The organism is Erwinia sp. PME.40.26/001, from assembly GCF_055556675.1.
Map to the genome: position 1 here is coordinate 180,454 of NZ_JBVHNP010000003.1, position 12,506 is coordinate 192,959.

Consider the following 12,506-nt stretch of genomic DNA (forward strand, 5'->3'; position numbering starts at 1 on the left):
ATGAATAAAATCAAATTAGCCGTGGGTACTCTCGCCATTGCAGCAGCATTGGCGGGTGTTCTGCTATATCAAAACGGCAATACGCGTGCCGACAATGTGGCAGATGACCAGATTCTGATGAAACATCCGCTCACCGCCGATGATGCAGCAGCCGTTGAGCGGGGTCATTACGTGGCGCTGGCGGGTGACTGTGTGGCGTGCCATACCGCACCGGAAAGCAAACAGGCCTACGCCGGAGGCTACGCGATCAGTACGCCGTTTGGCGGCATTTTTGCCAGTAATATTACTCCGGACGCTGATACCGGCATTGGTAACTGGACCGAACGTGATTTCTATCGTGCCGTGCGCCACGGCAAGGGGAAAGAGGGGCAAAATCTCTATCCAGCCATGCCGTACAACGCCTATGTTAATGTCAGTGACGAGGATATGCACGACCTGTGGATGTACATGCGTTCGGTAAAACCGGTGAATAAAAAGGTGACGGAAACCAGCCTGCCGTTCCCGTATAACATCCGTCTGGCAATGATGGGATGGAATCTGTTGTTCTTTAAAAACGCACCGTTTGCGCCCGACAGTACTCAGTCAGCACAATGGAATCGTGGGGCCTATCTGGTGCAGGGGCTGGAACACTGTGCCGCATGCCATACACCAAAAAATATTATTGGCGGTGATACCAGCGAGTATTTGCAGGGCAGCAATCTTGGCGAATGGTACGCACCAGAGATCACCAGTAACCGTTACACCGGTATTGGCGGCTGGAGCGACGAGCAGGTGGTGCAGTATCTGAAACTGGGTAGCAACCATGTGGCGGTGGCATCCGGGCCAATGGCCGAAGCGGTCACCAACTCCACCCAGCATCTCAGCGACGACGACCTGAAAGCCATCGCGGTTTACATCAAGTCACAGCCGGGCTCTGATCGCCAGAAACCCGCGCCGCTCTCCGCTGACAGTGATCAGATGCGCATGGGGGCGAATGTCTATTCTGCCAACTGTACCGCCTGCCACAACAGCGACGGCAAAGGCATTCCTCATCTGGCGGCCAGCCTGGCGGATAATCCGGCACTGATGGCACCGGATGCCTCTTCGCTGATCACCACCGTATTGCAGGGAGGACGCGGCGCGGTGACACACGGTAACCCGACCAGTGGGGCGATGCCGCCGTTTGCCTGGAAACTGTCAGACAAGCAGGTGGCCGCCACCATGACCTATATTCGCAACAGCTGGGGCAATGCGGCTCCCGCCGTAACGGAGCAGGACGTGGCAGAGAAACGTGCGCTGCTGAAACAGCCAGAACAGTTCCCGGCCAATCCGTAAACAGCAGTCTCAACAGGGGACAATCGGATAAAGGATTGCCCCCTGAATAAAGAGAGAACATGGTACGTTTCCGCACAGGTTTCTCGCCCCCAATTTAGTTCCCTTCACGATGAATAAATATTTACATCTCACAATCAAATAATTATAGTTCTCATTTGCTTTATCATTACAGGCGCTAATCTGCCTGATTGCCGTATCAGTGAACCTCGCCGCTACTTCATGGATCAGTCAGAGTACTCATACCGCCTAAGGATAATCGGTAGATATTTTCGTGCCCGGTGCAGGTATTGACTCAACATCAGCAACTTATTCCAGGAATGATCGTGCCAATGTCTCGCTCTAAATCCCGTAAGCAGCCTCACTCAGCGCCATTATCTGCCTCACGTATTCTCACCCCGTCGCTTGCCGCACTGTTGGTAATGTCTGCATTGCAGCCCGCCGTTGCCGCCGACAGCGCCAAAACCGATACGCTGACCGTGGAGGCGAATACGGATACGGCAGCAGCCCAGGCCGCCACGGATTACAGCGTTCCGGTCACCAGCGCAGGTACCAAAATGCCGCTGACCGTGCGTGATATTCCGCAGTCTGTTTCTATTGTCAGTCAACAACGGATGCAGGACCAGGGACTGCAGAGCGTGGGCGATGTTCTGAACAACACGGTGGGCGTGTCGGCCTCTAATATCGATTCCGACCGATCAAACTATTATTCCCGCGGCTTCCTGATTAATAACTACCTTTTCGACGGCGTGCCCACCGTGGTGACCGATGTCTGGGACCTGGGCGATACCCGTTCGGACACCGCCATTTACGATCGTATCGAAGTGATTCGCGGTGCGAACAGCCTGGCCCTGGGTTCCGGTAACCCGTCAGCCTCCGTCAATATGGTGCGAAAACATGCCGACAGCAAAGTGGTCACCGGTAAGCTGTCTGCAGAAACCGGCAGCTGGGATAAACAGCGCTACGTCGGGGACGTCACCGTGCCGTTAAATGAATCTGGCACCCTACGCGGCCGCGCCATCGGGGGTTATCAGGAAAATGACAGCTGGCTTGATCGCTACCATGCCCGAAAGAAATTTCTTTCTACGGTGCTGGATGCCGATTTAACCGATTCCACCACGCTGTCACTGGGCTGGGATTACCAGGACAGCAGCTCCGAAGACCCAAGCTGGGGCGGCATCCCGACGTTCTACAGTAACGGCGAACGTACCCACTTTGACCGTAGTTTCAACTCCGGTGCGGACTGGGCCTATAGTGACAAAGAATCCAACAAGATCTTTGCCACGCTGATGCAAAAATTCGACAGCGGCTGGCAGGCACAGGTCAGCGGCAGCCACACCAGAACGACTTTCGATACACGTCTGATGTACTCTGATGGTTACCCGGATAAAGTCACCGGCACCGGTAATACGTTGTACAGCGGCTGGAACAAAGGCCGCCGTACTACGGACAGCGTCGATCTGTATGCCAACGGCCCTTTCGAGTTGCTGGGACGCTCTCACGAGTTGATGGTCGGCGGCAGCTACAGCAAACAGGAAAATACCTTCTATAACAGCTTCTCAGACCTGTCAGGGGTAGATACCGGTAACTATCACGACTGGAACGGCAGCGTCACCGAAGGGACCTGGTCACCGTGGACAAATTCACTGGCTGATACTATCCGCCAGAAATCGGTTTACACCGCCGCACGCTTCTCACTGGCTGACCCACTGTCGTTGTTAGTGGGTGCCCGCTATACTGACTGGAGCGCCAACGGTACATCAGGCTCAAACACCAGTGATAAAGTCGCCCCTTATGCGGGTCTGACTTTCGATCTTAATGACACCTACTCGCTGTACGCGAGTTACACCCGTATCTTCCAGCCACAAACCACACGCAGCAGCAGCGCGAAATATCTCGCCCCCGTGACGGGAAAAAGCTACGAAACGGGTATTAAAGGCGACTGGATGAACAGTCGCCTGACTGCATCGCTGTCGTTATTCCGTACCGAGCAAAACGGCCTGGGGGTAAACAGCTACGTCTATATTCCGAACACCACAGAATATGCGTACGATTCGGTTGATGCGGTAAGCCGGGGCGTAGAATTTGAAGTGAACGGCGCGCTGACCGACAACTGGCAGATGACCTTCGGTGCATCACGCTACATTGCCGAACAGCGTAACGGCACTGCCGTGATGCCTGAAATCCCGCGGACTACCGCGAAGCTGTTCACCAGCTACCGTCTGCCGATGCTGCAGGATCTGACCGTTGGCGGCGGCGTAAACTGGCAGAACAAAACCTGGGCCAACGTTGCCAGTGCCCCGGCGGATTATATTGACCAGTCGCCGGTGACCCTGGTGAATCTGTTCAGCCGCTACCAGGTCACGAAGCAGGTTTCCGTTCAGGCGAATATTAACAACCTGTTCGATAAAGAGTATTACGATTACCTCGGGACTTATGTGGTGTATGGCGCACCGCGAAACGTCACGGTATCGGCTAACTACTCGTTTTAATGAGATAATTTTTACCAGGAACTATGCCGGTTGCGCAGACTGGCCGGCATTGTTCTTCCCACCCGATAAAATAACGAACAGGCTACTTTTTTTCCGATACACTGCAGCATTGATCGGCTCAATGTCGCGTATTCATGCACTATTACTCTCCTGACGACACACAGTTAAAACAGCGCTCTGTACGCTTTATTCGTCGCATGTTCGCCATGCGGCAACTGGGCACCTTTTTATGTTTTTTCCCGTTTCTTTCTGTACTGTCCGAACTGGACCGGGGGCTGTGGCTGGCCATTCTGCTGGGCATTAATGCTTTCGTCTGGCCGGTGATTGCGTGGATACTGGCTCACTCATCATGGGATCCGACGGCAACGGAACGGCGTAATCTGACGATCGATGCCGCCTTCGGCGGTATCTGGGTCGCCCTGATGGGCATCAGCCCGGTGCCCTCCTTTATCATTATGGCGGTGCTGGCCTCAGACCGCTATGCGGCCGGTGGCTGGCCGCAGCTCAAACCGGCGATTGCCGCTTTCCTGCTGGCGTTTATTCCCGCGTGGAGCGTGGCCGGAATGCCGCTGGTGACCACGTTCAGCACGCGCACGGTCTGGCTGACGCTGCCGCTTGCCACCTGCTATATGCTGGTGCTGAGCGCCGTCTCCTACCAGCTGACCCTGACCCTGCGCCGAAAGAATCGCGAACTGGAACGCATTTCGCTGATGGACCCCAGCCTGAAAATCCCCAACCGTCGCCTGTTCGACCGCCGTCTGGAAAGCGAATATCTGCGCACCCAGCGCGGGGAGGGTCATGCCTGGCTGATGCTGCTGGATGTGGATAACTTCAAGCAGGTCAACGACCGCTTCGGCCATGAGGCCGGAGATTATCTGCTGGCTGAAATCTCCATGCTGCTGCGCACGGAAGTAGGTATCCGGGATATTCCCGCCCGCTTCGGTGGGGATGAGCTGGGGGTGATTGTCCGTGATGCAGACAGCAACACCATTGTGATGCTGGCTGCCGCACTGAAGGAAAAAATTGCGCAGATACGTTTACCGGCCTCCCCGCACTTTCAGTGCTCGGTCAGCATCGGCATTGCCCCGGCGGGCAGCGCCGACTCCATTCATCAGTGGCTGCGCCATGCAGATCAGGCACTGTACAACGTGAAGCGCACCGGCCGCGACGGCATCCACCTCTGGAACCCGTAACGTTCGCTGACCTGCAGAGGGCTTCCGGTACGGGCGACCGGAAGCCTGTGGGTAAACACGTCGGTTATTTATCCCGGCGATGGCGTACCGGGGCACCGTTGGCGACATAGTACGGCACGTCACTTCGCGCTAGCGGTGGACGTCCACGGATCATATCGGCGATTTTCTCGGCGATCATAATCGTCGGGGCGTTAAGATTGCCGGTGGTGATCCGCGGCATAATGGACGCATCGACAATGCGCAGGTTTTCCATGCCGTGGACTTTACCCTCGTTACCGACCACGGCCATGTCATGATAGCCCATCGCATTTGAGCATGACGGATGGTAGGCCGTTTCCGCATGTTCGCGTACAAAGCGATCCAGATCATCATCACTTTGGTAGCCTGCCCCCGGCGAGATTTCCTTGCCACGGTAGGGATCGAGCGCGCGCTGCTGCATGATCTCCCGGGTGATGCGAATGGCCGCCCGAAACTCACGCCAGTCCTGCTCCTGTGACATATAGTTAAACAGGATGCTGGGATGGTCATGCGGGTTTTTCGAGACGATCTGCACGCGTCCACGGCTGGGTGAACGCATCGAGCCGACGTGCGCCTGGAAACTGTGGGTCTTAATCGGGTTAGAACCGTTATAGTTAATTGCCACCGGCAGGAAATGATATTGAATATTCGGCCAGTCAAACTCCTCATGGCTACGAATAAACCCGCCTGCCTCAAAGTGATTACTGGCCCCAATACCGGTTCCCATTGCCAGCCATTCAGCACCAATCAACGGCTGATTATGTAACTTCAGTGCTGGGGACAGCGACACCGGCTGCTTGCACTCGTACTGCAGATACATTTCAAGATGATCCTGCAAATTCGCCCCAACGCCGGGCAGATCGTGAATCAGCGGAATATCCAGACTTTTTAGCAAGCAGGCAGGCCCTACTCCTGAGCGCTGCAGGATTTGTGGGGAAGCAATCGCCCCCGCGCAGAGTAAGACTTCACGCCGGGCATGGGCCGTATGCTGCGTCTCTTTTTGCAGCCAGCTCACGCCGGTGGCCCGCTTATCCTTAAAGAGGATCCGGTCGGTAACGGCGTGGATCTCAATCGTCAGATTAGGACGCCTGCGCGCCTGATCCAGATAGCCCCGGGCGGTACTGGCGCGGCGGCCCCGGGGCGTAACGGTGCGGTCCATCGGACCAAACCCCTCCTGCTGATAACCATTTAAATCGTCTGTGCGCGGATACCCGGCCTGAACCCCGGCCTCGACCATTGCGTGAAACAGCACGTTGTTATCCTGTCTGGGCGTGGTGACGCTCACCGGCCCGCAGTCACCGTGGTAGTCATTGCCCCCGATGTCACGACGCTCCGCAATTTTGAAATAAGGCAGGCAGTCGAGATAGCTCCAGTTCTCCAGCCCTTCCAGTCTGGCCCATCCGTCGTAGTCCAGGGGATTGCCACGGATATAGCACATGCCGTTGATGAGCGAAGATCCCCCCAGCCCTTTACCCCGCCCACACTCCATACGCCGGTTACCCATAAAGGGCTCTGGATCGGTCACATAGGCCCAGTTATAGCGGCGGCCCTGAAGGGGATAAGCCAGCGCAGCAGGCATCTGTGTGCGAAAATCCTGGCGGTAATCTGGCCCCCCGGCTTCCAGTAACAGCACACTCACGTCGGCGTCTTCTGTCAGGCGCGTAGCCAGCACATTTCCCGCTGAACCCGCCCCAATAATAATGTAATCATATTCCCTGATAGTCGTCATATTTACCTCCACATCCTTGTTAGAAAACAGATTGATAACGTTCCAGCTCAACCTGAATGGATTTGATACGCGTGTACTGGGTGAGCGCAGCGATGCCGTTCTCACGTCCGACACCGGACTGCTTATAACCGCCCACCGGCATTTGCGCTGGCGATTCCCCCCAGCAGTTGATCCAGCAGATACCCGCTTCTAACTGATGGATGGTGCGGTGAGCTTTTGCCAGGTCGCGGCTGATCACGCCCGCTGCCAGCCCGAAGTGGGTGTTGTTCGCCCGCTCAATGGCCTCCTGCTCATCGTCCCACGTCAGAATGCTCATGACCGGCCCAAAGATCTCCTCTTTGACGATTGTATGGTGGTCTTCACAATCGGTGAAAATGGTCGGCTGAACGTAGGCGCCTTGTGCAAAATGCCCCGACTGTTCACGCTCGCCGCCGCAGAGTAACCGCGCGCCCTCAGCTTTACCGGTTTCAATATAGCAAAGCACCTTTTCCATGTGAGCAAAGCTGGTCAGCGGGCCGAAATTGGTGTCGGGATCCATCGGGTCGCCGGCCCGGATACGCTTGACACGCGTCTGCAGAGCTTTCTCCAGCGCGCTTTTCTGTGAGCGATGCACAAAGACCCGGGTACCGTTGGTACAGACCTGGCCTGAACTGTAGAAATTCGCCATCATGGCAACATCCGCCGCCAGCTCGATGTCAGCATCGGCAAGGATCAGCAGGGGCGATTTTCCCCCTAACTCCATGGTGACATCTTTGAGCGATGAAGCAGCCGCGCTGGCCATGACTTTCTTGCCCGTTTCGATACCGCCAGTAAAGGAAATTTTCTCGATGCGCGGATGCCGGGTCAGCCACTCACCGACCTCGCGGCCTGCGCCCTGAAGCACGTTAAATACGCCATCTGGCAGGCCCGCCTGCGTATAAATTTCAGCCAGTTTAAGCGCTGTCAGCGGGGTCACTTCGCTGGGTTTAAAAATCATCGCGTTACCGGCGGCGAGCGCAGGTGCTGATTTCCACAGCGCAATTTGAATCGGATAGTTCCAGGCACCAATCCCCGCCGTGACGCCCAGCGGTTCCCGGCGGGTATAGAAGAAGCTGCTCTCACGCAGAGGATACTGCTCACCTTCTATCGCCGATGCCAGACCGGCGTAATACTCCAGAACATCAGCGCCGGTCACGATATCAACGACGGAGGTTTCGGAAAAAGGTTTGCCGGTATCCAGCGTCTCCAGATAAGCCAGTTCATCGTTGCGTTCACGCAGGATTTCAACGGCGCGCAGTAAAATACGCGAACGTTCAGTGCCGGTCATGGCCGCCCAGATTTTCTGACCACGTTCTGCACTGGCCACGGCTCGCTCAACATCCTCCTGGGTAGCGCGCTGCACGACAGCCAGCACCTCACCGTTTGCCGGATTGATCGTCTCAAAGGTGTCTGCGCCACCAGCGTGCGTCAGTTGTCCATCAATATAGAGTTGTTGCAGGGGAAACTTAGCCATCATTACGGTTCCTTTTGTGTGTTGGCTTCGGGATTCAGGTCCAGTTTTTCAACTTACTTTCCACATAATCGAAAGCAATTTCACTGGCCTTTCGGGCATTAAAATCAAGACCGGTCAGGCTACCGCGTAGCCACAACCCGTCTATCATTGCGGCCAGGCCGCGAGCGGCCTTACGCGCTTCATCACGTGATAATTCACGGCGAAACTGGCAGCAAATATTGGAAAAAAGGCGGTGATCGTTGACCCGTTGTAATCGACGCAGTTCGGGCCGGTGCAGGCTGGCTGCCCAGAAATCAAGCCAGGTCCGCATCGATGTCCCGCTGGTCTGACTGGCGTGAAAGTTGCCTTCAATAATGGCGAACAGCTGGGCCTGAGGAGAGGGTGCCGCCGCCGCCCTCTGCGCCGCCACCGCATCGTGCAGGTCGCGCAAAATGCGACGCATCGTCGCGTTTAACAACCCGTCTTTGTCACCAAAATAGTGACTGACAATCCCGGTAGACATACCGGCCTGGCTGGCCACCTGGGACAGCGTGACGCCCGCCAGCCCCACATCACCGATGGTCTCGAATGCTGCTGTGATCAACTGCTCCCGGCGCTGCCCGGGAATGGCTTTACGGGTCATCTCTTCTCCACCTTTCTGCTCAGCCAGCCTGAACAGCACAACAAAATTCATTGATTGAACGTTCAACCAATCTACATTATGCTGCGGAAATGTCAAAATTATGATTATTAGTTGTTAACAAAAGGTTTCATGAGATGGACTTTCAATTTTGCATCAAGGAGTTGCTGAAATGACTAAGATCGCATCAACATCGGCGGGTCACGAACCGGTCAGGCTGAATGCTCCCGTTTTTTTTAGTTCCGCCGTTGTTATTCTGCTGTTGGGTCTGCTGGTGGTGGTGTTTCCAGCAGGCAGCCACCTGTGGCTGAACAGGGCACAAACCTGGATGACCGAGGTATTTGGCTGGTACTACATGCTGCTAATGGTCGCCTGCATGTGTTTTGTCTTCTGGCTGGCGCTGTCCCGCTTTGGAAAGATCCGGCTGGGTCAGGAAGGAGAGGCACCGCAGTTTAGCTATCCCTCATGGATTGCCATGCTGTTTTCGGCGGGTATCGGCATCGCGCTGGTTTATTACGGTGCTTATGAGCCGCTGGATCACTTCCTGCAACCGCCTGAAGGCCCGGGTGGAACGCCAGAAGCCGCCCGCCAGGCCATGGCGATTACCTTCCTGCACTGGGGCCTGCACGGCTGGGCGCTGTATGCACTGATCGCCACGGTTCTGGCCTATTTTGCCTATTGCCGTGGGTTGCCCCTGGCGCTACGTTCACCGCTTTATCCCCTGTTAGGAGAGCGGATCCACGGCTGGTACGGACATGTCGTCGACAGCTTTGGCATTCTGGTCACCGTGATCTCGATGGTGACCAATCTGGGGATTGGTGCGCTGCTGGTCAACTCTGGCCTGCACTATTTGTTGGGAGTCCCTCAAACCTCCCATGTGCTGCTGATATTGATTGTTCTGATGATGGTGGTGGCGACACTTGCCGCCGTGACGGGCGTAGAGAAAGGTATCGCCATGCTGTCCAACATTAACGTGGGCTTCCTGTGCCTGCTGTTACTGTTCGTCTTTGTGACCGGCCCGACGCTCAATCTGATCAACGGGATGCTACAGAACACCGGTGATTATTTAACCTCGATTATTGGTAAAAGTTTTGACGTGTATCTGTATGGCAAAGCGCGCGTATGGCAAGGGGCATGGACGCTCTTCTACTGGGCATGGTGGGTGGCCTGGGCCCCCTTCGTCGGCTTATTTATTGCCCGCATATCGAAGGGAAGAACGATTCGTGAGCTGATTTTCGGTGTGATGCTGATCCCGCTGGGCTTCACCCTCGCCTGGCTCTCTATTTTTGGCAATACCGCCATCAGCCTCGTACTTGAGCATGCCGATCATATCCTGGGCCAGGTTGCACTGAGCGATCCGCCCATGGCCGTATTCAAACTGTTTGAATACCTGCCGTTCACTAAAATCACGGCCGGTTTCACGATTATTATCAGCTTCGTGCTGTTTCTGACCCCGGTAGACTCCGGTACGCTCATGATCGCCAATCTCTCCAGCAAGGGAGGGACCAATGACGATGATGCGCCAGCCTGGCTACGCATATTCTGGGCATCAGTCACCACGCTGGTCTGCGCGGGCCTGCTGTATGCGGGCAGCTTCAGTGCAATGCAGACCGCCGTGGTTATTTGTGGTCTGCCCTTCTCAGCCGTGATCGTGCTTTACATGGCCAGTCTGTATCGCGATTTGCACGCCTTTACCGACAGGCCTCAGGGGCTACCACACCGCGAACAGAATGAGGCGAAAGCTAAGGGATAAAGAAACGGGGAGCGCCGGACGGCCACCACCTCGTTGAGCCGCGCAACGCGTTCCCCTGCAGGTGTGGTGTAAACCCGCGCTCATTCAGCAGCAGAGTTAATAAAAAAACGGCTTTTCCGCCAGAGGCTGGCCCTATCAGTGCAAATGGAAAAAGTAATTAACAGGGAATGCCGCCCCGCCAGGGCTTATGCGCTGCGGCATTCCCTTTTCATCCTCCCACTTTGAAAAAAATATTATCGTCTGACGAAAGAAATATTTAATCAACTTCCCCTTCTCTTTTTCCCGATTAATGCCACAATCATATACACAAACATAATGCGCTATTAAATAGCGTGCTATTTAAAGTAGTGCAGGCTTTATTTTTAGTAGTCACTCGTAACACCAGGGAAAACTTATGCAGCAACTAAAAAAAACAGATACAGGAATCGCCTATGCCAAACTCACCTCTCCCGCACTTTGTACCGGTGAAAACCAACGTACGTGAACTTCGCCTCGCCGCCGGGCTCTCACAGGAGCGCGCTGCCGAGCGGTTTGGCCTCAGCCTGCGCGTCTGGCAGACCAAAGAAGCGGCCAGCAACCCGGGCCAGCTCGGCCAGGCGGAATATGAATTCCTGCTGCTGCTGGCGGGCCTTCATCCCCATTTTTCTCTGGCACCATCGCCGATGCGGTAACCGGTCAGGCAGACAGCAGCCCCTTCAAGATGCTAAAAAACCAGCCCACAGGCTGGCTTTATCATTCACTTCAGGTGCGACCGCAGCTCTGACGAGGCCTGGCGCAGGGCAGTTTTCACCGTCGGCTCATTGCTCAGGGCGTTTAACAGGCCGTAATCGTGGATCATACCGTTATAGCGCGTGACCGTGACCGGGACGCCTGCCTCGTCCAGCTTACGACCAAATGCCTCGCCCTCATCGCGCAGCACGTCCAGCTCTGCGGTCTGGATCAGCGTTGGTGGTAAGCCCTGAAGCTGCTCACGGCTGGCACGCAGCGGCGAGGCAAGGATATTGTTGCGGTCTTTTTCTGAGGGGGCGTAGCTGTTCCAGAACCATTTCATCATATTTCTGGTCAGGAAATACCCTTCCGCAAACTGATGATAAGACGCATCGTCTGTACGCGCATCGGTCACCGGCCAGAGCATGACGCTGTAGCGGATTGCCGGCGTGTGGAACTGTTTCGCCTGCAAGGCGACGGCCGCGACCATATTCCCCCCCACGCTGTTACCGACCAGCGCCAGCCGCGAACCATCCACGCCAATCTCAGCACCGTGCAGGGCTACCCACTTCGTCGCCTCGTAGGCCTGGGTGATCGCCACCGGATAGTGGGACTCAGGTGAAGGGGCGTAGTTAACAAAGACCGCCGCCGCCCCCGACTCATTCACCAGGTCGCGAACCAGACGCTCATGCGTCGGAAAATCCCCCAGTACCCAGCCGCCGCCGTGGAAGAACATAAATACCGGCAGTATCCCGCCAGCCTGGGCCGGTTTAACCACCGTCAGCGTCAGCGGTTTTCCTGACACCGTGATCACTTTTTCTGACACCTCTGCGGGTGGCAGAACGGCCCCCTGCTGGGCACCCGTCAGCACCGCACGCGCTGCCTGCGGCGAAAGCTGTTCAATAGGCTTACCCCCGCCGCTGTTTAATGCTTTCAAAAAGGTCGCAACGCCAGCCGTCGGAGCAGGCGTGCTTTCTTCAGGTGCGGCGAAGGCGCTCATGGCATGGCTGGCCAGTAACAAAGCGGAGGCAGTGAGTTTCAGTTTCATGGGAGGCTCCTGTATTGCTTGCTATTAAGTAGCGCGCTATTTAGTTTGCCGAGAATGACACAGGGAAAGAGAGTTGTAAACGATTAGATCGCGCGCTATTTAATTCAGCCTTATCACCCCTGTCGCCAGGGGATCAGATGAGT

Annotated in this window: 9 protein-coding genes; 5 read left to right on the plus strand and 4 right to left on the minus strand. The window is 55.7% G+C overall.

Features of this window, described 5'->3' with window-relative positions; genetic code table 11:
• From ACZ3HG_RS11350 to ACZ3HG_RS11360, 3 genes are all read left to right on the plus strand, one after another.
• Complete coding sequence (locus ACZ3HG_RS11350) at nt 1-1,314, plus strand: c-type cytochrome (protein WP_465332841.1); 1,314 nt, start codon at nt 1-3, stop codon at nt 1,312-1,314.
• Nucleotides 1,315-1,643: 329 nt separating this feature from the next.
• Nucleotides 1,644-3,803 carry a ferric-rhodotorulic acid/ferric-coprogen receptor FhuE gene (fhuE, locus tag ACZ3HG_RS11355; protein WP_465332842.1) on the plus strand — a complete coding sequence of 720 codons (2,160 nt, stop codon included), beginning with the start codon at nt 1,644-1,646 and terminating at the stop codon, nt 3,801-3,803.
• A 134-nt stretch (nt 3,804-3,937) separates the two neighbouring features.
• Nucleotides 3,938-4,996: a diguanylate cyclase gene (locus tag ACZ3HG_RS11360; RefSeq protein ID WP_191934496.1), complete on the plus strand. Its 1,059-nt coding sequence runs from the start codon at nt 3,938-3,940 to the stop codon at nt 4,994-4,996.
• Between the two features lie 64 nt (nt 4,997-5,060).
• Here ACZ3HG_RS11360 and betA read toward each other — a convergent pair whose 3' ends face one another.
• Genes betA through betI form a run of 3 tightly spaced genes read right to left on the minus strand, consistent with a single transcriptional unit; the run spans nt 5,061 to nt 8,857 of the window.
• A complete protein-coding gene (gene betA / locus ACZ3HG_RS11365; protein WP_465332843.1) occupies nt 5,061-6,743 on the minus strand; it encodes a choline dehydrogenase in 1,683 nt (560 codons plus the stop codon).
• A 19-nt stretch (nt 6,744-6,762) separates the two neighbouring features.
• A complete protein-coding gene (gene betB, locus ACZ3HG_RS11370; RefSeq protein ID WP_465332977.1) occupies nt 6,763-8,235 on the minus strand; it encodes a betaine-aldehyde dehydrogenase in 1,473 nt (490 codons plus the stop codon).
• A 34-nt stretch (nt 8,236-8,269) separates the two neighbouring features.
• Nucleotides 8,270-8,857 carry a transcriptional regulator BetI gene (betI, locus tag ACZ3HG_RS11375; RefSeq protein WP_465332978.1) on the minus strand — a complete coding sequence of 196 codons (588 nt, stop codon included), beginning with the start codon at nt 8,855-8,857 and terminating at the stop codon, nt 8,270-8,272.
• Nucleotides 8,858-9,026: 169 nt separating this feature from the next.
• Between betI and ACZ3HG_RS11380 the strand changes: the two genes are divergently transcribed.
• Complete coding sequence (locus tag ACZ3HG_RS11380) at nt 9,027-10,607, plus strand: BCCT family transporter (protein WP_465332844.1); 1,581 nt, start codon at nt 9,027-9,029, stop codon at nt 10,605-10,607.
• Nucleotides 10,608-11,038: 431 nt separating this feature from the next.
• Nucleotides 11,039-11,278: a helix-turn-helix domain-containing protein gene (locus tag ACZ3HG_RS11385; RefSeq protein ID WP_191934495.1), complete on the plus strand. Its 240-nt coding sequence runs from the start codon at nt 11,039-11,041 to the stop codon at nt 11,276-11,278.
• Between the two features lie 65 nt (nt 11,279-11,343).
• Here the strand turns inward: ACZ3HG_RS11385 and ACZ3HG_RS11390 are convergent, their stop codons facing one another.
• Nucleotides 11,344-12,363 (minus strand): alpha/beta hydrolase, encoded by a 1,020-nt coding sequence (locus tag ACZ3HG_RS11390; RefSeq protein WP_191934494.1) that lies wholly within the window; start codon nt 12,361-12,363, stop codon nt 11,344-11,346.
• Nucleotides 12,364-12,506: the final 143 nt, after the last annotated feature.